Genomic DNA, 21,036 nt, shown 5'->3' with positions numbered 1-21,036 from the left:
TCATGCCTGTTTTCCTCCACCGAGGCGGTAACTCATGCTCATGGTCGACACCGGTTTGCTGGCTGCGGGTTTGTGCCGCGCTTCCAGCACCCGCGCCGTGGGGCCGAAGGCCTGCAATTGGCCGTCCTTGAGGATCAGCAGTTGGTCGGTCAGGCTCAGCACATTGGATTTGTGGGTGATCAGAATCACGGTGCGACGCTGCTGCTTGAGCTGGGCGATGGTCTGGAGCAAGGCCTGCTCGCCCACTTCGTCGAGATTGGCGTTGGGTTCATCCAGCACGATCAGCGCGGGCAAGCCATACAGGGCACGTGCCAGCGCCACCCGTTGTTTCTGCCCGCCGGACAGGCCTGCGCCGCCCTCCCCCAACACCGTGTCGTAGCCTTGGGGCAGTTGCAGGATCAGTTCATGCACGCCGGCCATTTGCGCGGCGGCAAGGACGTTGTCGGCATCCAGCTCGGCAAACCTGGCAATGTTGTCGGCGATGCTGCCGGCAAACAGTTGGATGTCCTGGGGCAGATAGCCGATGTGCGGGCCGAGTTGCTGCTTGTCCCACTGGGTCAGGTCGGCACCGTCCAGCCGCACCTTGCCGGCCAGCGGTGCCCAGGCGCCCACCAGCACCCGCGCCAGGGTGGACTTGCCGCAGCCCGACGGCCCGATCACACCCAGCACTTCACCCGCTGGCAGATTAAAGCCAAGGTTGGCCAGCGCCGGCCGACGGCTGCCAGGGGCGCAGGCGCTGACCTGCTCGACGCTCAACTGCCCCTTGGGCACCGGCAGGCTCATGCGTGCCGGCCGCGCAGGGTTGTCCGCCAAGATCTTCGAGAGCCGCTCAAAGGCCAGGCGCGCCGAGCCCCATTGCTTCCACACGCCGATCAGTTGGTCGATGGGCGTGAGCACCCGGCCCATCAGGATCGAACCGGCGATCATCATGCCTGGCGTGATGTCGCCCTGCACCGCCAGCAACGCGCCCAGGCCCAGCACCAGGGACTGCAACGCCAGGCGCACGCCCTTGGACCAGGCACTGACGGCGGCGGTCTTTTCACTGGCCAGGTTCTGCTGCGCAAGAAATGCCTGGTGCTGGCTGAACCAACGCCCGCGCAAGGTGGCAAGCATGCCCATGGCTTCGATGGTGTCGGCATTGCGCAGGTTAGCGGTGGCCTGCTGGCTGGTGCTGATAGACAGTTGGCTGGCCTGGGCCATCGGTGCCTGGCTGACATGGTGATTGATCCACGCCAGGGCAATCAAAATCACCGCACCGCCCAGGGCCAGCATGCCGAGCCAGGGATGGAACAGGAAGATCACCAGCAGGTACACCGGGAACCACGGCGCATCAAAAAACGCGAACAACGCCTGGCCGGTCGCAAACTGGCGCAGTGTGGTCAGGTCATGCAGCGCCTGCCCCGCCGCCTGCCCCGACGCCTGGCTGCCGCCCTTGAGTTGCGCCTCGAACGCGGCGTCGTATACGCGCTGGTTCAAGCGCATGTCCATCTGCGTGCCGAGGCGGATCACCACCTGGCTGCGCACCCACTCCAACGCGCCCATCAGCCCGAACAGGCCGAGGATCATCAGCGTCAGCATCAACAGGGTCATCTGATTGCCGGAGGCGAGCACCCGGTCATACACCTGCAACATGTACAGCGCCGGGGCGAGCATCAGCAGGTTGATCACCGCCGAGAACAGGCCGATGTTGAAGAAGCCACTTTTATAGGCCGTGAGGGCGGCCAGGGTTTCGTTGCCGGCGTGGCGCATCTGGAGGTTCTCGTGGGGTTGAGCGTGCAGCGTCGCCGCGTTGACAGGCGATACGACGCTGCGCAGAATTCGGCACCGCCGTCGCCGGAAGAGTTAGAAGGCTTGGGCGACGGCGGTGTGTCATGCGGCGAATGGGAGAGCGATCTTCCATTCGCTTTTTTCCTGCAGCAGCCGGCTCAGGCGGCGAGTGCCCAGTCCTGGGCCACGTCTTGCACACCCACCAGGGCAACGTCGCTGGACACTGCGCTGGCGTGTGCCGCCAGGCCCGCAGACACTTCGTCGAAGGTGCTGGCAGTGGACAGGCCAAAGTCGTCGAGCAGGTTGTTGAGTACGGTTTCCAGCGCGGCGGTATTGCCCTGCATCAAGCCGTAGATCACGCTTTGGACCTCGTTGCCCGCCCGGCCTGCACCCTCGGCGGCGCTCAGGTCGAGGCCGTTGAACGCGACTTTGAAGTCGCTCAGGCTGAAGTCGCTGCCACTGCCGCCGCCCAGGCCTGTGCCCAGTTGCACATTATCCAGGTCGCCCCACAGGTAGTGGTTCAGGTTGCTGCTGGCGGGCAGCGACGGGTTGAACACATAGTGCAGGCCATTGCTGGTGTCGCTGTCGGCGATGAACGCGTACTCGGAGTTGTTGGCGCCGTGGGTCGAATACTGATCGCCGCTGAGGGTGCCGTTGCTGAAACCACCCGTGTTACTGGTGCCGTGACCTGCGGTGTTGAACCCCACCGCCCAGGCACTCAGGTAGTCCGATACCGACAGAGAACCCAGGCCCGAATCGTAGCTAACAGAAATAGTCATCACTGAACCTCGTTAAACAACGTTTTTGATGAACACGCCGGTGCGGCGTGCCTTTTTGCCCACCCATGGGCAAAACCGTTAATCAGCTGCCTGCGCACGCCGATCAGAATTTGTATTCCAACATTCCGCTCAGGGTTCGCCCGCGTGCCAGGCTGAGGTTATTGGCGTCGCCCATGGCAACGAAATAAGCTTCATCGGTGGCGTTTTCCAACGCCAGGGCAATGTTCAGTTGATCCGTCATCCAGTAACTGGCGTACAGGTCATAGAGCGTGTACTTGGGCCACATCGCCTGATCCATCAGTTCGTAGCCCTGCTGATTGAGGTTTTCGCCGTTGCCCGAGCTGTAGCGCACACGCACACCGGTATCCAGGCGTTTTTCCAGAAAGCGCGCACCCAGCGTCAGCGAGCCGCGATCGGCAGGCATGTACGTGGCGTTACCCATGATTCGCCCGCAGCTTTCCTGGTTGTTGGCGACGTCGTCATCCAGCACTTCATAAGTGGTGACCGGCCGTATGCTGATGCGCCCATCCGGCAGTGTGAAACGCTCCAGGCGCGTGGTTCTGGGCCCGGTGGTCTTGGCGCCGCCCATGTAGTAGTTCTTCGAGCAGAACTCATTGCTGCCGATCATGTGGGTGTAGCTGAGGTTGGCGTATGCGCGCCCCATGTCGTAATTGAGCTGGTATTCGACCCCGCGAAAGCGCGTCGGGTTGGTGTTATTGACGTACGCCATGGTCCCGAGAAATCCACCCACCTGGGTTTCCGGCAAGCTGACGCTGGTGTTGAGGAAAGAGAAGTTTTCAATCCGGGTATCGAAGTAAGCCACTTTCATGCCGAGGCGATCGTCACTGAAGAACAAGCCTTCCTTGAAGACATTCATGCCCACTTCCCAATCCCGCGATTCTTCAGGCTTGAGGTACGGGTTGGGGAAGACGCGCTCTCCCGAACCGCCGCCATGGGGGCGGCCGGTCATGAAGGTTTCGGTGACCGCCGGTGGCCGCCAGCCCTTGCCCCAACGGGTATAGAGTTGCAGCCAGTCCACGCCCGGTTTCACCGCGAGACCGAAGGTGGGGGAAAACTGGCCTTCTTCCCGGTCAACCTCAATCACTTCCGCGACACGCCTGGCGCCGACGAGGCTGTTGTAGAAGCGATCACGCCGGTACAGCGTCATGCCGGTTTCGCCTTCAAGCCGATAGCGGTCATAACGCAGGCCCGCATCCAGGGTCAGCCAGCCGCCATATTCGTACTGCGCGTTGTTGAACAGGCTGGCGATGGTGCGTTTGCCTCCTGGAGTACTGCCCTCTGCGTAAGGCAACAAGCCCAGGTTGTTGGTGGCTTCAACTTTGTTGGTGCGTGGCTTGAACTCGTCCTGATACAGCTCCACACCGTAATTCCAGGTGACATGCCCTCGCTCGCCGAAATCAAACCGCGAGGTGTTGTCACCCTGCAGGCCCCAGGTGTCGGTCTGGAAGTGATCGGTGTAGGCACCGATGTAGTTACCGGTGCCTGGCGACGACTGGTTGGGGCTATTGCCGCGATCCATCTGGGTGGTGACGTAATAGAGCTTGGCCTTGAGATCGATCAGCGCGTTGGCCGGGCTGTAGCTGTAGTCCAGCGCAATGTTTTTCGCATTGAGATTGTTTTTGCTGGTGCGCACGTAATAGGTGCTCTGAAGGTCATCGGCGATATAGCCCCAGGCATCGTTACTGTCGGTGTCGCTTTCCAGGTAGCTCAACTGCACACGCTGGTCGTTGGGCAAGTTCAGGCCGAACTTGACGATCTGCGAGCGGGTCACGCTGCCGGTGTCACCGACTTCGCTGTTCAACCAGTCGTCGAAGGCCGCCGGGGCGTACTTTCGGGCCCGCAGGTTGGTGCCCAGGTTGTCGTCGTTGTGCTTGCCGGCGCGGTAGTTGCCAAAATGCCGCTCGCTGTAGCCCAGCAACACATCGCCGCGCTCATCGCCAAAGGCGAATACGCCGCTGCCGTTGAAGTCGGTGCCGTTGCCCAGCTCGCCGATGCCGCTGCCGGCACGCAGGCGGCCGCCGTACTCCTTGCCGTCTTTGAGAAACTCACTGGCATCCAAAGTCTTGAACGAGGCAATTCCGCCCAACACCGCTGCCCCGCCCTGCCCCGACTGGCTGCCCTTGTCGATCTCGATGCTGGAGATGAACTCCGGGTCGATCAGCATGGTGCCGTTGCGTTGCTGGTGGCCATTGACGTTGAAGTTCTGGCGCATGCCGTCGATGTTCATGTTCACGCGGCCGTAGTCCTGCACGCCGCGAATGTTCACCGAGAGGCCAGGGTCGCGCTGGTTCACGGCGGTGTAGACGCCGGCGGTTTCTTCAAGCATGTCGGCGGCGTGACGGGGCGGGCGTTTATCGATCATGTCACGGCTGATCACGGCCACGGACTTTGGGGTCTGGTACACCCAGTCGCTGGCCTGGCCGTTGGTGTTGCCGGTGATGGTGGTGGTGCCAACGGTCATGGCGCCGTCGTGATCATCGCTGACGCGGTTGAGGGTCACCTGGCGCTCGCTGGTAAAGCGATATTCCACCGGCGCGGCACCGAGCAAACGGCCCAGGCCTTCCTGAACGCTGAAGCTGCCTTTGAGCGCGGTGCTGCTCAAACCTTGCAGGCGCGGGCTGTCGAACAGCACCTGCAAACCGGCCTGGTCGGCAAAGGCCAATACGGCACTGCCCAAGGACTGCGCAGGAATATCGAACGTCAGCACGGCGGGCTGGGCCGCGCCCACTTGAGGCGCCGCCGCATACACGGGTGCCGTTGCGGCGAACAGGCCCAAGTGGATGGCCAGGGCTAACCGGCTACCGGTGATACGCCCCTTGGTGAGTGCTGACATTTCTGGCTTTCCCTACGCTGATCGTATTTTTGTTTATGCGAATGCTTCTCACATAGCAAGACGTACGAGGCGCAGGAAGTCAGTAAGGTTTTTTTAAAAGTTTTTGTGCGAGGGGTTTCAAGCGGGTGAGAGCGCGACTCCCACCGGGTCATCAGTAGATGAGGCTGAGGCCTGCCAGGTCCAATCGTTGCACCTGGAGTTCCCGAGTCAGGGTGCCGAGGGCCGTGTCGAGCATGTCGAGGCGGAACACACCGCTGACTTCACGCTCGCCCAGGTCGGAATGGGTCAACACCACCTGGCCGGGCCGGTAGCGGTTGAGTTGTTCAATGACCTTGGCCAGCGGCTGGCGATCAAAGATCAACACGCCGCGCCGCCAACTGGTGGCACGGTCGACATCAAATTGATCCAGCGGCACGATGCCCTGTTCGGGGCTGAAGCGCGCGGCCTGGCCCTGCTTGAGCACATGATCGCTCGGGCCGTTTTTCGGTGTGGCGTGCAGGGAGACTTCAACGCTGTGTTGCAACACGCCGACCCAGCCATGGCGGTCGTCCTCGCGCTGCACCACAAACCGCGTGCCCAACGCCTGCGTCTGCCCGCCGGCGCTCTGCACCACGAAAGGCCGGGTTTCCTTACCCACCATCGGCGCCACGTCAAAAATCGCCGAACCCTGGATCAGGCTGATGCGCCGCTGCACGCCGTCGTAGTCCAGGCGGATGGCGCTGGCGGAATCCAGCTCCACCGTGCTGCCATCGGCCAGGTGCACGGTGCGCACTTCACCTTTTTGGGTGACGTAATCGGCCTGCATGCGCAGCCAGGCGTCCGGCCCGCGCACCCAGCCCACGCCGGCCACCACCACAACCAGCGCCACCGCTGCCGCACGTTGCCACGGCCTGCGTCGCGGGGTTCGGCGCACCGGCGGCATCGCCGACGACGGACGCTGGCGATGCGCCGGTTCGTCCTTATGCACCTCGCCCAACGCCGCCCAGGTCCGCTCGGCATAACGCAACGCCCCTTCATGGCGGCTGTCGCAGGCGATCCACTGGCGCAGCTCGGCCTGCTCCTGGTCGGTCAGGGCACCGGCGTGCAGGCGCACCGCCCAATCGGCGGCCGCCTCGGTAATGCTGTGCTGCTGCGGACCCTGGCTATTCACGTGTGAATCTCGAATTTTTCGTTATATAACGCTGTGACGTCTGACCTGGCAATTTTCCGTAATTCATTCGTCGGATGGCGTCACCTCACCGTCCTGCAAGCGCTGCATCACGTACGCCAATGCCTTGGCCAGGTGCTTTTGCACGGAACTGTCGGAGATGTCCAGGTGCCGGGCAACCTGGGCGTGGGTCATGCCCTCTATACGGTTCAGACGGAAGATCTGCTGGGTTCGTTCCGGCAACTGCGCCAATGCCTGCTTCAACGCCTGCCGCTGTTGCTGCGCCATTGCCTGAGCCTCCAACCCGGCCACGTCATCTTCAATCTCGGCCAACGCCTCATGGGGCACGGAATCGGTCTTGCGCCGTGCTTCCTGGCGAATATGGTCGATCAGCAGATTGCTCGCCGTTCGATAGAGATAGCCCTGGGAATTGTCGATGCGCTCGCCGGCCGGTTTTTCCGCCAGGCGCAGGAAACTCTCCTGCACCAGGTCGGCCGCCAACTGCGGGTCCCGTACCTTGCGGGCCAGATACCCGCGCAGGGTATCGGCGTGCTTGAGAAACAGGCCCTTGAGATCCACGTCCGACAAACCGACTCCCTGGAATGTAAAGGAAACACGCGGGCATCTTAAGCGTTGTCGAGAATGATTTTCAATTGATATCTAATCTGATTCCGCCGTAGGACACGCCTGATTAAAAGTTCGGTAATCGAACACATCCGTTGTCATCAATTGACCAAATTAACTAACCAGTACATTTTATCCACACAACGAACAAGAACTGTGGAGATCCCCCCAATGCCGCCTATCGTGCTGGTGCTCAACGGCCCCAACCTCAACCTGCTCGGCACCCGCGAGCCTGCCACCTATGGCCACGAAACCCTGGCCGACGTCGCCGCCCTGTGCGGACGCAGCGCGGACAAGCTCGGGCTGAAAATCGAATTTCGCCAGACCAACCACGAAGGCGAACTGCTGGACTGGATCCACAGCGCCCGTAATCGTTGCGCCGGTATCGTGATCAACCCGGCGGCCTGGACCCACACCTCGGTGGCGATTCGTGACGCGCTGGTGGCCAGTGAAGTGCCAGTGATCGAAGTGCATTTATCCAACGTGCATGCCCGTGAAGCGTTTCGTCATCACTCCTTTGTGTCGCCCATCGCCAAAGCGGTGCTCGCCGGGTTTGGCAGCCACGGCTATCACCTGGCACTGGAGCACTTCAGCCAGTTGCTGAAAGGATCGGCTCAATGAAACCGCGCATCCTCGCTGGCCTGATCGGCGCCGGTATCCAGGCTTCCCGCACCCCCGCCCTGCATGAGCAGGAAGGCGACGCTCAAGGGCTGCGGTACTTGTATCGCCTGATTGACCTTGAGCCCCTGCACCTGGACATCAACGCCCTGCCCGATCTGCTGGACGCTGCGGAGTTGATGCACTTCACCGGGCTGAACATTACCTACCCGTGCAAGCAGGCGATCCTACCGTTGCTCGATGAACTGTCCGACGAAGCCAGGGGCATCGGCGCGGTGAATACGGTGGTGTTCAAGAACGGTAAACGCATTGGCCACAACACCGATTGCCTGGGCTTCGCCGAAGGTTTCCGGCGCAACCTGAATGATGTACCGCGCCAGCGCGTGGTGCAGATGGGCGCCGGTGGTGCGGGCGCCGCGGTAGCGCATGCGTTATTGGCAGAAGGTGTGGAGCACATGAGTATTTTCGACGTAGACGTCAGCCGCGCCCGCGACCTTGTGGATAACCTCGCCCAGCGTTTCGGCAATGGCCGTGCACAAGTGGGTCAGGATTTGGAAAACGCGATGGCCGAGGCCGATGGCCTGGTCAACACCACGCCGATGGGCATGGCCAAACTACCCGGCACTCCCGTACCTGCGGCACTGCTGAGAGCCGAACTATGGGTGGCTGAAATCGTGTATTTCCCGCTGGAAACCGAACTGCTGCGCGATGCCCGCGCCTTGGGTTGCCGCACACTGGATGGCGGCAACATGGCAGTGTTTCAGGCGGTGAAGGCGTTTGAGTTGTTCAGTGGCGAGGTGGCGGATGCACAGCGGATGCTGGCGCACTTCAAGAGCATGAATACCTGAAATGTGGGAGGGAGCTTGCCCCCGATGGCCATTGGTATCCATACAACTCTCAAAGGCTTACACATAACATTGTGGTGAGCGGGCTTGTTTGCCCTCCTACATTGGAATGCATTCCAATCGGGTCACTCAAGCCTGCAGATACCGCAACACCGACTCACAGATCATCTCGCGATGGCGCTGTTTAACCACGTCATCCGACAGTTCGATCTGAAAAATCTCACTGAACGTATGGCGGTTGGACACCCGGTAAAAGCTGAATGAGTTGATCAGCAAGTGCACATCCAGTGGTTCCAGGCCCTCACGGAACACGCCCATTTCCGCGCCCCGACGCAGGGTCGCGCCCAACCCCTCAAGGATCTTGCTGTTCATCGCCTTGATCGTGTCGGTGCGTTTCACGTACTCGGCATTGTGGATATTTTCGATGCTGACGATCCGCACAAAGTCCACGTTCTGATCGTGGTGATCAAAGGTGAACTCCACCAGCCGCCGAATCGCCTCTCGCGGCTCCAGCTCGGTCAGGTTCATGCGCGTTTCGGTGTTGCGGATATCGCCGTAGAGCTTCTCCAATACCTCGACGTACAACTGCTCCTTACTGCCGAAGTAGTAATAGATCATGCGTTTGGAGGTGTGGATGCGTTCGGCGATGGCGTCCACGCGCGCGCCGGACAGGCCCTGTTGGACAAACTCCACAATGGCTTCCTGAAGGATGTTTTCGCGGGTCTTTTCCGGGTTGTTCTTACGACTCTTGCGCGGTGCGGCTTGCACCTCGGGGAGTTCGGGACTTGAGGTCATGGTGCGCTCACGGCCATTTTTATTGTGCAGGCCGCGATTATGGGCCTCGGTGCTCCCCGAAGGAAGCACCCGACACCCCCTTATAAACGTGCCTGGCGCACCGCACCGCTGCGGGACTTGGCCATTGCCGCCAGACGCACCGCCACGTTGGCCGCGCCGTAGCCGGCATAGCCATTCTTGCGCTGGATGATCTCGAAGAAAAACCGCCCCTCGAAGGGTTCGGTGTACACATGAAACAACTCACCGCCCTGGGCGTCGCGGTCGTACAACACGTTGTAGTACGCCAGCTCGCTGAGGAACTCGTCGTCGAAATCGAAACGTGCGGCCAGGTCGTCGTAGTAGTTGAGCGGAATATCCAGCAGCGGCACGCCGGCCTCTTTGGCACGGCGCACTTCGGCGAAAATATCCGCACAGTCGAAGGCAATGTGGTGCACGCCGGAGCCCCGATAGCTCGATAGCGCGTGGGAAATGGCGGTATTGCGGTTTTCGGAGATGTTCAGCGGCAGGCGGATCGAGCTGCAACGGCTGCGCAAGGCGCGGCTTTTGACCAGGCCGTAAGGGTCGGGCAGCACCACTTCGTCATCGGCTTCAAAGTCCAGCAGGCTCTTGTAGAACAGCACCCAACTGTCGAGGCTGTCGGCCGGCAGGGCCATGGCCATATGGTCGATGCGCAGCAAACCGCCGGCGTCGGTCGAGGCAGTTTGCAGGTTGAAGTCGGTGTCATACAGCCCGCCTTCGCTTGGGTCCACCAGGTAGATCAGGCTGCCATCCGGTGCGCGCACGGCCGCCAGTTCCAGCTCGTTGGGGCCGACCAGGCCGCGATAGGGTTGGCCTTTATAGGCGACCGCTCGCTCCAGGGCCTTGGCGCTGTCCTTGACCCGGATCGCCGTGGCGCACAAGGACGGACCATGGGCTTCGAAAAAATTATGGGCGAAGGAATAGGGTTCGCAGTTGAGGATGAGGTTGATATCACCCTGACGCAGCAGGCTCACGCTCTTGGAGCGGTGCTGCCCGGCCTTGACGAACCCCAGGCGTTCCAGCCAGTTCGTCAGCTTGGCGCCGAGGTTTTCATCCACGGCAAATTCGAGGAACTCAATGCCGTCATACTCACTCGCCGCCGGGGTTTCGAAGAGGATATCGACCGGTGTGGCAGGCGCTTCTTCGGCCAGGCGCTGGCGGGTTTTCTCTTCCAGGTACAGCAGCGAACGCAGGCCATCGGCGGCATTGGCACGGGTTGGCGCAGCGCGGAAACCATCGTTGAAAATTTCCAGGGACAACGGCCCGGTATAGCCACTCTTGATGATCGGTGCCAGAAAGCCCGCCAGATCAAACTCGCCCTGGCCGGGGAAACAACGGAAATGCCGGCTCCACTCCAACACGTCCATGGCCAGGATCGGCGCGTCGGCCATTTGCACGAAGAAGATCTTGTCGCCGGGGATCTCGGCAATGGCACTTGGGTCGCCCTTGAGCGACAGGGTATGGAAGCTGTCGAGCAACACGCCGAGGCTTGGGTGATCGACCTGACGCACCAGGTTCCACACGTGTTGCCAGGTGTTCACGTGCTTGCCCCAGGCCAGCGCTTCATAACCGATGCGCAAGCCGCGACGGCCGGCATGTTCGGCCAGCAGGCTAAGGTCATCGAGCAAAATCTGTTGATCGCCGACGCAATCGGCCGAGGCATTACTGCACACCAGCACCAGGTCGGTGCCCAGTTCCTGCATCAGGTCGAATTTGCGCTCGGCCCGCTCCAGGTTGCGCGCCAGGCGGTCGCGGCGGCAGCCTTCAAAGTCACGAAAGGGCTGAAACAAGGTGATGGCAATGCCGAGATCGGCGCACATCTGCCTAACTTCACGGGGGCTGCCATCGTAATACAACAGGTCGTTCTCGAAGATCTCAACCCCGTCGAACCCGGCGGCGGCAATGGCTTCGAGTTTTTCCGGCAGGGTGCCGCTCAATGAAACGGTGGCAATGGAACGTTGCATGGACGACTCCCGGCAATTGTTGTTTGTGGCAAATTATTCGCCCCCAGCCTACACGCAGCAATTAAAATGTACGAACCGGTTAGTTTTTGGTGCGATTATCGAACACTAAGCCTCTTTGGCGAATTGACGATTTTTTAGCCGCTGCGCACCATCGATCCCGCTACAAACGTTTACAAAAGACCCAGAACACACCATAAAAATTTCAAAAAACGGGTACAACCACATGCCTTCGCAAAACTCCGCCCTGGCCTCGCGCCCCGGCACCCCGCACGCCGGCATCGGCGACAAGATCCGCGGCGCCATGGCCGTCGGTAAAACCCGCTGGGGCATGTTGGCCCTGGTGTTCTTCGCCACCACCCTCAATTACATCGACCGCGCCGCCCTCGGTGTCATGCAACCGATCCTCGCCAAAGAGATGAGCTGGACGGCGATGGACTACGCCAACATCAACTTCTGGTTCCAGGTGGGCTACGCAATTGGCTTTGTGTTGCAAGGCCGCTTGATCGACAAAGTCGGCGTGAAGCGCGTGTTCTTCTGCGCGGTACTGCTCTGGAGCCTGGCCACCGGCGCCCACGGCCTGGCGACCTCGGCCGTCGGCTTTATGGTCTGCCGTTTTATCCTCGGGCTGACCGAAGCCGCCAACTACCCGGCTTGCGTCAAGACCACGCGGTTATGGTTCCCTGCGGGTGAACGTGCAGTGGCCACCGGGATCTTCAACGCCGGCACCAACGTGGGCGCCATGATGACGCCGATGTTGCTGCCGCTGATTCTGCATGTGTGGGGCTGGCAGGCTGCCTTCCTGTGCATGGCGTCGCTGGGCGCGATCTGGCTGGTGTTCTGGGGTTTGAAGTACTACAACCCGGAAGATCATCCGAGCGTTAAACAATCCGAATTGGACTACGTGCAACGGGAAGTCGAGCCGCAACAGCCTGGCGTGCCGTTCAGCCGTATCCTGCGCATGCGCGGCACCTGGGCTTTTGCGATTGCCTACGCGCTGACCGCGCCGGTGTTCTGGTTCTACCTGTATTGGCTGCCGCCGTTTTTGAACCAGCAATACAACCTGGGCATCAACGTGACCCAGATGGGCATCCCGCTGATCATCATCTACCTGACCGCCGACTTCGGCAGCGTGGGCGGGGGCATCCTGTCGTCATTCCTGATCGGCCGCGGGATGAACTCGATCAAGGCGCGGTTGCTGTCGATGCTGCTGTTTGCCTGCTGCATCGTCGGCGTGATCATGGCGGCCGGTTCCAGCGAATTGTGGGTCGCGGTATTTGCCATCTCCCTGGCCATCGGCGCGCACCAGGCCTGGACCGCGAATATCTGGAGCCTGGTGATGGACTACACGCCCAAGCACATGATGAGCACCGTGTTCGGCTTCGGCGGCATGTGCGCGGCCATCGGCGGCATGTTCATGACCCAGATCGTCGGCCATATCCTCACCGTGACCAACAACAACTACACCGTGTTGTTCACCTTGATCCCGGCGATGTACTTCATTGCGCTGACCTGGATGTACTTCATGGCGCCGCGCAGGATTCCTACCGTAGACGTCTGAGCCATCCCCTGACCTATCGACGCCGCTGCTGCCAGGCAGCGGCCAACCCGCTCATGCAGATCACCCCGATACCGACCACCGTGGTCATATCGGGGGTATGACTGAACACCAGCCAACCCAACAACCCCGCAAACACGATCTGGCAATAGCCGAACGGCGCCAGCAAGGCCGGCGCCGCAAAGCGGAACGCCTGGGTCAGCATCAGGTGCGCGGTCATCCCGCACGTGCCCAGCGCCAGCATCATCACCCCGTGCCACAGCGTAGGGATCTGCCAGAAGAACGGCACCATTGCGCTCATCACCAAGGTATTGCACAGCCCGGCGAAGAAATTGCTGGTGGTCGGTGTGTCGTACTGGCTGAGGATGCGGGTGAGCAACTGGTAGAAGCAAAAAAACAGCGCCGAGCACAGCGGCAGCAACACCGCCGGGGTGAAGAGTTCACCGCCGGGATGGATGATCACCAGCACGCCGACAAACCCGCAGATCACTGCCAGCCACTGGCCACGCGTGACGTGCTCACCCAGCAGCGGCAACGACAGCGCGGTTACCAGGATCGGCGCCAGGAAGTTCACCGCCGTGGCTTCCGCCAATGGGATGTAATGCAGCGCCGAGGTAAAAAACAGGCTGGTGCCCAACAGGCACAGGGCCCGCACCATCTGCATGCCGGGCCGCTTGCTGCGCAGCACGCGCAGCCCCGATTGCGGCAGGAAAATCCCGGCCATCAACAAGGTGTGCACCACGTAGCGCGCCCACACCACCATCACAATCGGGTAGAACCCGGCCAGGTATTTGGACAAGGCGTCGTGGCTGGAGAACAGGAACGTCGCCGCCACAATCAGCACAATGCCTTTGAAGGGATGGTTGACGCCGGACAGCGGGGTACTGACAGTCATGGAATTCTCTTGCGTGGCGGACGGAACACCGAGCACTGAACGAAATAGCGCTCAACCCGGTAATCTAGCAGCCGGGTCGGAGTCTGCCCCAAGAGCATAACCAAACACCGGGCGAACAGCGCACTAAATCATGGGAATCGAGTCCAACCCTGCACGTTCGCCCCCGTGCTGCACACTTTTTAACCAAGGCCTGCTGCTATGAAAAAAACCCTCTTTGCTCTTTCCACCCTTGCCCTGCTCACCGCCTGCAACCAACAAGCCCAGGACGCACCTAAACCCGCACCCGCCTCCGTGCAGGCCACCCTGGTGCCGGAGACGCCACCGACCGACAAATGGGTCGGCAAGTGGATCGGCGTCGAAGGCCTGAACCTGACCATCGCCAAGGACGACGCCATCGGCCGTGGTCACTACGTGCTCACCATGCAATACGGCCTGGATGCGGACGATTCCGGCACCTTCAAGGGTGAGGCCTCCGAAGACGGCATCGCTTTCACCCGCCCGGACGGCCCGCAATTACTGCGTGCCGGCGACGGTGAAGCCACTGGTTTGAAATGGCTGGCAGATAAAAAAGACTGCCTGATCGTCGACACCGGCGAAGGGTATTGCCGCTAATACCGGCCATACTCAACCCACATCTTTGTAGGACCGTTCATCAAGAGGATTGCCCCCATGCTATGGAAAAAAGGCCGACGCAGCGACAACGTGGTGGATGCCCGCGATGACAGTGGCGGCGGCGGTGGCGGCATGCGCTTTGGCGGTGGCAAGGGCCTGAGTCTGACGGCGATTGTGCTGATCGTCGGCATTGGCTGGCTGACCGGCCAGGACCCGATGCAGATCCTCGGCCAATTGACCGGCCAGATGGAACAGGCACCGTCGGTCAGCACGCAGTCGCGCCAGGCGCCACCGGCCAATGATGAACAGGCCGATTTCGTCCGCGCCGTGCTCGGCGATACCGAAGACACCTGGGGCCAGGTGTTCCAGGAAAACGGCCTGACCTACAAGAACCCGAAACTGATCCTGTTCCGTGGCCGGGTCAATTCCGCCTGTGGCGGTGCCACCTCGGCCAGCGGTCCGTTCTATTGCCCGGCGGACCAGCAGGTCTATCTGGACCTGGATTTCTTCCGGGAAATGTCCCAACGCTTCCAGGCCGCCGGCGATTTCGCCCAGGCCTACGTGATCGCCCACGAAGTTGGGCACCATGTGCAGACGTTGCTCGGGATTTCCTCGAAGATCCAGGCCGCACGCCAACAGGGCCGGCAGATGCAAGGCGACGGCGGCCTGCTGGTACGCCAGGAACTGCAAGCCGACTGTTTTGCCGGCGTGTGGGCCAACCGTGCGCAAAAACGCCTGAACTGGCTGGAGCCCGGCGACATTGAAGAAGCCCTGAACGCCGCCAACGCCATCGGCGATGACCGTTTGCAGCAACAGGGTCAGGGCCGCGTGGTGCCGGACTCGTTTACCCACGGCACGTCGGCACAGCGGGTTCGCTGGTTCAAGACGGGCTTCGCCCAGGGCCAGATCACACAGTGCGACACCTTCACCGCCAAGAGTCTTTAAATGAATAAACGATTGGGTTTGCTGATGGGTCTAGTCGTGTCGTGCTCCGCCCTGGCGGCGGAACACGGCGTCAAAATCGTCAGCCCTGATCGTTTCCACCTGGACGCCGGCGACCTCAGCCTCGGCGTAAGCCAGGACTGGCGCCAGCCGCTGCCGAACGTCTCCCGCGTGTTGATCATCGTGCATGGCCGGCTGCGCAATGCGCAGACCTACCTGCAAAGTGGTGTCGATGCCGCCGAGCATGCAGGTGTGGACGCGAACACGCTGGTGATTGCGCCGCAGTTTCTGAATGCTTCTGATGTGAAGCGCAACCATTTGGACGGGCAAGTCCTGCGCTGGAATGGCAACGACTGGATGGCCGGCGAGCCTTCCACCGGTCCCGGCCAGGTCAGCTCGTACGGCGCCCTCGACCAGATCATCAAGCACCTGGGCAACCGCACACTGTTTCCGGCCTTGAAGGACATCGTCGTCGCTGGTCATTCCGGCGGTGGCCAAGTGGTGCAGCGCTTCGCCCTCACGGGCCATGATCATCCCACCCTGCAAAACGAAGGTATCCGCCTGCGGTATGTGGTGGCCAATCCTTCGTCCTACGCCTACTTCAGCCCGCAGCGGCCAGTGCCGTTCGACACCGCCAACTGCCCCGGTTTCAACGACTGGAAATACGGTCTGCAACACCTGCCGGCTTATGCCAAGGGCCAGAGCGCCGAACAGCTGGAACAGGCCTATGTGTCACGGGACATCACCTACCTGCTGGGCCAGCAAGACACCGACCCGAACCACCCGGCGCTGGATAAAAGCTGTGAGGCCGAGACGCAGGGCGCGTATCGACTGATACGTGGGCACAACTATTTTTACTACCTCAAGCAACGTCATCCGCAGTTGCGCCAGACGCTGGTAGAAGTGCCAGGGGTTGGGCATAACGGGGACGGGATGTTTACGTCGCCCGAGGGGCAAAAGGTGTTGTTTACTCAGTAATACCTGAAGAAACTGGCTCAAAATGTCTGGACTGGATCATTTGCCGCAAGACCGCGCAATCCTGCGCATGCCAATCCGCCAACTCCGGCCACGGGTTCTCCGGCAGGTTAACCAACACCGTCTTGGTCCCCGCCGCCCGGCCGCAATCCAGGTCAAACCGATAATCCCCCACCATCACCATCGCGCTCGGCGACACATCCCAGGCCGCCGCCAGCTTCAGCAGGCCGCCTGGATCCGGCTTGGGTGGCGCGTCATCACGGCCCAGCACATCTTCAATGGCGAAACAGTCCGCCAGGCCAATCGCTTGCAGCGTCACATGAGCCAGCTCTTGGGCATTACGGGTCAGGATGCCCAGGCGATAACCGCGCCCGGCCAACTCGCGCACCAGCTCCACCGCGCCTTCAGCGGCGACCGAACCCAGCGCCAACTCGCGCTCGTGCTCCAGCAACCACGCATGTTTGGCCGCCGCGATATCCGCCGGCAACGCCGCCAGGTGCGTGAGGATGTCGTCCTCGGGCGGGATTTCCAGTGCCACGCGAATGGCCGCAAAGTCATGCACGGCCACGGTGAGGGTGCCGTCCATGTCGAACACCCAGTGCTTAACGTTGCTCAGGCTCATGCCCAGTCCTTGCGGTGGCGGATCAAGCCTTCCTGGGTCACCGAGGCCACCAGTTGCCCGGCGCGGTTGTACACGCTGCCACGGGAGAACCCACGGGAATTGCCGGCCCAAGGGCTGTCCATGGCGTAGAGCAACCAGTCGTCGGCACGCAGGTCGGCGTGGAACCACAGCGCGTGGTCAAGGCTGGCGACCTGCATGTCTTTCTGCCACACGGTCTTGCCATGGGGCAGCAGCGAAGTGGTCAGCAGGCCGAAGTCCGAGGCGTAGGCCAGCAGGTATTTATGCAGCGCCGGTGTGTCGGCCAAAGCACCGTCGGCACGAAACCATACGTACTTGACCGGATCGGACGGCTGCGGGTTGAACGGGTCTTTTTCGGTGACCGGGCGCACTTCAATCGGCTTGGGGCACAGCAGCTTCTCGCGCATGTGCTCGGGGATCAGATGCGCGCGCTGCTGGGTCAGCTCCAGTTCCGAAGGCAGGTTTTCCGGGCCGACCACCACGGGCATGGTGGTCTGGTGCTCGAAGCCTTCTTCGTCGTACTGGAACGAGGTGGTGCAGGTAAAAATCGGGTGGCCCTTCTGGATCGCGGTCACGCGGCGCGTGCTGAAACTGCCGCCATCACGCACGCGGTCGACCGAATACACCACCGGCAATGCGGCATCGCCGGGGCGCAGGAAATAACCGTGCAGGGAATGCACGTGGCGCGCTTCTTCAACGGTCTGGCTGGCGGCCGACAGCGACTGGCCGAGCACCTGGCCGCCGAACAGTTGGCGAAAACCCAGGTCCTGGCTGCGGCCGCGAAAGAGGTTTTCCTCGATCGGCTCCAGGGTCAGCAGGTTCACCAGATCTTCCAATACTTGGCTCATAGAGCAACTCCTACAATCTATGGGGCATTCCGGGCTGCTATCCGTGCAGCGTGTCCAACCATTGGGCGCGGGTGATGCGGTACAAAACATGTGGGCGCAGCGGGTCATCGGCTGCGACCTTGGGGTGTTCAAAATCGGCCTGGGGATCGTAATGCATACCGATGGCCTGCATGACTTTTTGTGATGGCAGATTGGCTTCGGTGGTGAAGGCGACGATTTCATCCAATTGCAAACGGTCGAACCCACAGCGCAGCGCGGTCCACGCCGCCTCGCTGGCATAACCCAGGCCCCAATGCTCACGGGCCAGGCGCCAGCCGATTTCCACTGCTGGGGTAAACCCCGCCTCAAAGCCGACATGCTGCAGCCCGGTCAGGCCGATGAAGGCGCCGGTATCTTTGCGTTGCAACGCCCAGAAACCAAAGCCGTACTCGGCAAAATGGCCGCGAATCCGCCCGATCAGCGCGGCGCTTTCCAGATGGCTCAGCCTGGCCGGGAAATAGCGCATCACCTGCGGGTCAGCGCACATGCGCGCAAAGTCCGGCAGGTCCGTGTCGCGCCATTGGCGCATCACCAGACGTGCACTTTCCAATTCGAGTATCGGCTCCATGGGTCCCCTCCCCTTGCCATGTGCGTGAGTGTACAGCGCTGGTAAGATCCTTCGCAGGTTCCCGTCAGAAAATCCCATGCCTTTGCCATTGATCTACCACGATGACTACAGCCCTGAGTTCCCGGCGGACCACCGGTTCCCCATGGACAAATTCCGCCTGTTGCGCGACCACCTGGTGTCCACGGGGCTGACCGAAGACAGCCTGTTGCTGCGCCCCGAGCTATGCCCACCGGAGATCCTGGCCCTGGCCCATGAACCTGGGTATATCGAACGCTACATGAGCGGCGAATTGTCCCGCGAAGATCAACGTCGCCTCGGCCTGCCCTGGAGTGAAGACCTGGCCCGGCGCACGGTGCGGGCGGTAGGCGGTTCGATCCTGGCGGCGGAGCAAGCGCTGGAGCACGGCCTCGCCTGTCACCTGGCAGGCGGCACCCACCACGCCCATTACGACTATCCGGCGGGCTTTTGCATCTTCAATGACCTGGCGGTGATCAGCCATTACCTGCTGGCCAGCGGCCGAGTGAACCGCGTATTGATCTTCGACTGCGACGTTCACCAGGGCGATGGCACCGCACGCATCCTGCATGACACGCCGGATGCCATCACCGTGTCGTTGCACTGCGAAAAGAACTTCCCGGCGCGCAAGGCCCAGAGCGACTGGGACATCCCGCTGCCCATGGGCATGGGCGATGCCGATTACCTGCGCGTAGTCGACGACGCCCTCAATTACCTGCTGCCGCTCTACCAGCCCGACCTGGTGCTCTACGACGCTGGCGTCGATGTGCATAAGGATGACGCCCTCGGTTACCTCAAGCTGACAGACGAAGGCGTAGCCGCCCGCGATGAAAGCGTGATGCGCCACTGCCTGGGCCGGGACATACCGTTAATGGGCGTGATCGGCGGCGGCTACAGCAAAGACCGCCCGGCCCTCGCTCGCCGCCACGGCATCCTGCACCACAGTGCACAACGGGTGTGGACGTCATCAGGTTGTCATTGAGTGGTGGGTGTTACCCACAATGGCTGTGGAGCGGCCTGTGGATAACTTGAGCGTAAGCGGCTGAAAGCCAGAAGCCATAAGGCCCGTAGGAAAGTGTACGTTTTTTGATCAGGCAGTTAGGCCGACGTCGGGTAGAATGCTCGGCCTATTCACGTCACCGTAGCCCTGCCCATGCCTCAGACCGTACCTCACCACGTCACCATTATCGGCGGCGGCCCTGCCGGGCTGATGGCCGCCGAAGTCTTGAGTCAAGCCGGGGTGCGCGTAGATCTGTACGACGGCATGCCGTCCGTGGGGCGAAAATTCCTGCTGGCGGGTGTGGGCGGTATGAACATCACCCACTCCGAGGCTTACCCGGCCTTCCTTTCGCGCTACGCCGAACGTGCACCGCAGATGGCGCCGTTGCTGCGTGGGTTTGGTGCCGACGGCTTGTGCGAATGGATTCATGGCCTGGGTATCGAGACCTTTGTCGGCACCTCCGGCCGGGTGTTTCCTACAGACATGAAAGCTGCTCCCTTGCTGCGTGCCTGGCTCAAGCGCCTGCGCGAACAAGGCGTGGTTATCCACACCCGGCATCGCTGGACCGGCTGGAATGCCGAGGGCGATTTACTTATCCACAGCCCGGAAGGTGAGAAGGTTGTCCACAGCGACGCCGTGCTGTTGGCCCTTGGCGGCGGCAGCTGGTCGCGGCTGGGTTCCGACGGTGCGTGGCTCAATTTGCTGGAAGACAAAGGCGTGCCTTATGTGGCACTGCAGCCGAGCAACTGCGGCTTTGATGTGTCGGCCTGGAGCGAATTACTGGTCAGCAAATTCGCGGGCGCCCCGTTGAAAAACGTCGCCATTGGGCTGGGGGATGACAAACCCCGGCTCGGCGAATGTGTGATCACCGCCACCGGTATCGAGGGCAGCCTGATCTATGCGCTGTCGGCGCCGATCCGCGAGGCGATCAACCGCGGTGGCTCAGCCACGGTGCATATTGATCTGCTGCCGAGCAAGGCACTGGATAAGGTGCAGGCGGCGCTGGCCAAGCCACGCGGTTCACGCTCTATGAGCAAACATTTGCACAGTCAGTTGGGGCTGGATGGGGTCAAGGCGGCGCTGCTGCGTGAGTTGGCGCCAGCCGATCACTTCAATGATCCGGCGCAACTGGCGGTGGATATCAAGGCCTTGCCGTTGAGGCTGGTGAAGACGCGGCCCATTGATGAGGCCATCAGCACCGCTGGCGGCGTGCCGTTTGAGGCGTTGGATGAGCGACTGATGCTCAAGCAATTGCCGGGGGTGTTTTGTGCGGGGGAGATGCTGGATTGGGAAGCGCCGACGGGCGGGTATTTGCTGACGGGGTGTTTTGCCAGTGGCAGAGCGGCTGGGCGGGGGGTTTTGGAGTGGCTTGAGCGCTGAGATTTTTGCTTAGTTCAAAGCCCCCGATAGGCATAGCTATCTACACAACTCTCAAAGGCTTATACATAACTCTGTGGTGAGCGGGCTTGTCCCGCGCTGGGCTGCGCAGCAGCCCCAAAACCAGGCAACTTGGTTTTTCTGAAAAAACGCGGTGGC

The 21,036-nt window shown here is 61.3% G+C and carries 19 protein-coding genes; 8 read left to right on the top strand and 11 right to left on the bottom strand.

Annotated features, from left to right (window positions below; genetic code table 11):
* From EJD88_RS09750 to EJD88_RS09730, 5 genes are all read right to left on the bottom strand, one after another.
* Nucleotides 1-1,749, bottom strand: a complete 1,749-nt coding sequence (locus tag EJD88_RS09750) for a type I secretion system permease/ATPase (RefSeq protein ID WP_158877852.1) — start codon at nucleotides 1,747-1,749, stop codon at nucleotides 1-3.
* Nucleotides 1,750-1,925: 176 nt separating this feature from the next.
* Complete coding sequence (locus EJD88_RS09745) at nucleotides 1,926-2,546, bottom strand: heme acquisition protein HasA (protein ID WP_099584724.1); 621 nt, start codon at nucleotides 2,544-2,546, stop codon at nucleotides 1,926-1,928.
* A 103-nt stretch (nucleotides 2,547-2,649) separates the two neighbouring features.
* Nucleotides 2,650-5,400 carry a TonB-dependent receptor gene (locus tag EJD88_RS09740; protein ID WP_158877851.1) on the bottom strand — a complete coding sequence of 917 codons (2,751 nt, stop codon included), beginning with the start codon at nucleotides 5,398-5,400 and terminating at the stop codon, nucleotides 2,650-2,652.
* Nucleotides 5,401-5,551: 151 nt separating this feature from the next.
* On the bottom strand, nucleotides 5,552-6,550 hold the full coding sequence (locus EJD88_RS09735; protein WP_158877850.1) for a FecR family protein: 999 nt from the start codon (nucleotides 6,548-6,550) through the stop codon (nucleotides 5,552-5,554).
* Nucleotides 6,551-6,613: 63 nt separating this feature from the next.
* A complete protein-coding gene (locus EJD88_RS09730; protein WP_099584721.1) occupies nucleotides 6,614-7,135 on the bottom strand; it encodes an RNA polymerase sigma factor in 522 nt (173 codons plus the stop codon).
* A gap of 207 nt (nucleotides 7,136-7,342) precedes the next feature.
* Here EJD88_RS09730 and aroQ point away from each other — a divergent pair, with 207 nt between their 5' ends.
* A complete protein-coding gene (aroQ, locus tag EJD88_RS09725) occupies nucleotides 7,343-7,792 on the top strand; it encodes a type II 3-dehydroquinate dehydratase (RefSeq protein ID WP_099584720.1) in 450 nt (149 codons plus the stop codon).
* Nucleotides 7,789-8,637: a shikimate dehydrogenase gene (locus EJD88_RS09720; RefSeq protein WP_158877849.1), complete on the top strand. Its 849-nt coding sequence runs from the start codon at nucleotides 7,789-7,791 to the stop codon at nucleotides 8,635-8,637. Before aroQ ends, EJD88_RS09720 begins: the two co-directional genes overlap by 4 nt.
* Before the next feature lie 126 nt (nucleotides 8,638-8,763).
* Here EJD88_RS09720 and EJD88_RS09715 read toward each other — a convergent pair whose 3' ends face one another.
* On the bottom strand, nucleotides 8,764-9,429 hold the full coding sequence (locus tag EJD88_RS09715; RefSeq protein ID WP_099584718.1) for a TetR/AcrR family transcriptional regulator: 666 nt from the start codon (nucleotides 9,427-9,429) through the stop codon (nucleotides 8,764-8,766).
* Between the two features lie 80 nt (nucleotides 9,430-9,509).
* Nucleotides 9,510-11,411 (bottom strand): 3-dehydroshikimate dehydratase QuiC, encoded by a 1,902-nt coding sequence (gene quiC, locus EJD88_RS09710; protein ID WP_099584717.1) that lies wholly within the window; start codon nucleotides 11,409-11,411, stop codon nucleotides 9,510-9,512.
* A 223-nt stretch (nucleotides 11,412-11,634) separates the two neighbouring features.
* Between quiC and EJD88_RS09705 the strand changes: the two genes are divergently transcribed.
* Nucleotides 11,635-12,969, top strand: a complete 1,335-nt coding sequence (locus tag EJD88_RS09705) for an MFS transporter (RefSeq protein WP_112196816.1) — start codon at nucleotides 11,635-11,637, stop codon at nucleotides 12,967-12,969.
* A gap of 13 nt (nucleotides 12,970-12,982) precedes the next feature.
* On the opposite strand, the gene EJD88_RS09700 is transcribed toward EJD88_RS09705, so the two are convergent.
* Nucleotides 12,983-13,861: a DMT family transporter gene (locus EJD88_RS09700; RefSeq protein ID WP_158877848.1), complete on the bottom strand. Its 879-nt coding sequence runs from the start codon at nucleotides 13,859-13,861 to the stop codon at nucleotides 12,983-12,985.
* A 198-nt stretch (nucleotides 13,862-14,059) separates the two neighbouring features.
* Here EJD88_RS09700 and EJD88_RS09695 point away from each other — a divergent pair, with 198 nt between their 5' ends.
* Genes EJD88_RS09695 through EJD88_RS09685 form a run of 3 tightly spaced genes read left to right on the top strand, consistent with a single transcriptional unit; the run spans nucleotide 14,060 to nucleotide 16,393 of the window.
* Entirely contained in the window at nucleotides 14,060-14,473 is a 414-nt protein-coding gene (locus tag EJD88_RS09695; protein ID WP_099584714.1) for a membrane lipoprotein lipid attachment site-containing protein, read from the top strand.
* Nucleotides 14,474-14,530: 57 nt separating this feature from the next.
* Nucleotides 14,531-15,418: a neutral zinc metallopeptidase gene (locus EJD88_RS09690; protein ID WP_099584713.1), complete on the top strand. Its 888-nt coding sequence runs from the start codon at nucleotides 14,531-14,533 to the stop codon at nucleotides 15,416-15,418.
* On the top strand, nucleotides 15,419-16,393 hold the full coding sequence (locus EJD88_RS09685; RefSeq protein WP_158877847.1) for an alpha/beta hydrolase: 975 nt from the start codon (nucleotides 15,419-15,421) through the stop codon (nucleotides 16,391-16,393). It abuts the gene before it with no gap.
* On the opposite strand, the gene EJD88_RS09680 is transcribed toward EJD88_RS09685, so the two are convergent.
* From EJD88_RS09680 to EJD88_RS09670, 3 genes are read right to left on the bottom strand one after another with little or no spacing between them, the layout of a single operon-like run.
* Nucleotides 16,383-17,012, bottom strand: a complete 630-nt coding sequence (locus EJD88_RS09680) for an HAD family hydrolase (RefSeq protein WP_158877846.1) — start codon at nucleotides 17,010-17,012, stop codon at nucleotides 16,383-16,385. The two genes, EJD88_RS09685 and EJD88_RS09680, sit on opposite strands and share 11 nt — an antisense overlap.
* Nucleotides 17,009-17,878, bottom strand: a complete 870-nt coding sequence (tesB, locus tag EJD88_RS09675) for an acyl-CoA thioesterase II (RefSeq protein WP_099584710.1) — start codon at nucleotides 17,876-17,878, stop codon at nucleotides 17,009-17,011. Before tesB ends, EJD88_RS09680 begins: the two co-directional genes overlap by 4 nt.
* Nucleotides 17,879-17,915: 37 nt before the next feature.
* Nucleotides 17,916-18,485 (bottom strand): GNAT family N-acetyltransferase, encoded by a 570-nt coding sequence (locus EJD88_RS09670; protein ID WP_158877845.1) that lies wholly within the window; start codon nucleotides 18,483-18,485, stop codon nucleotides 17,916-17,918.
* Nucleotides 18,486-18,561: 76 nt separating this feature from the next.
* Between EJD88_RS09670 and EJD88_RS09665 the strand changes: the two genes are divergently transcribed.
* Nucleotides 18,562-19,482 (top strand): histone deacetylase, encoded by a 921-nt coding sequence (locus EJD88_RS09665; protein WP_158877844.1) that lies wholly within the window; start codon nucleotides 18,562-18,564, stop codon nucleotides 19,480-19,482.
* Nucleotides 19,483-19,653: 171 nt separating this feature from the next.
* Nucleotides 19,654-20,880, top strand: coding sequence for a TIGR03862 family flavoprotein (locus EJD88_RS09660; RefSeq protein WP_158877843.1), 1,227 nt, complete (start codon nucleotides 19,654-19,656; stop codon nucleotides 20,878-20,880).
* The last annotated feature ends 156 nt before the right edge of the window (nucleotides 20,881-21,036 follow it).

It is taken from the genome of Pseudomonas sp. PB105 (assembly GCF_009764655.1).
Taxonomy (GTDB): domain Bacteria; phylum Pseudomonadota; class Gammaproteobacteria; order Pseudomonadales; family Pseudomonadaceae; genus Aquipseudomonas; species Aquipseudomonas cyclaminis.
The sequence above is the reverse complement of the archived record's forward strand: the minus strand, read 5'-3'. Positions and strand labels throughout refer to the sequence as shown.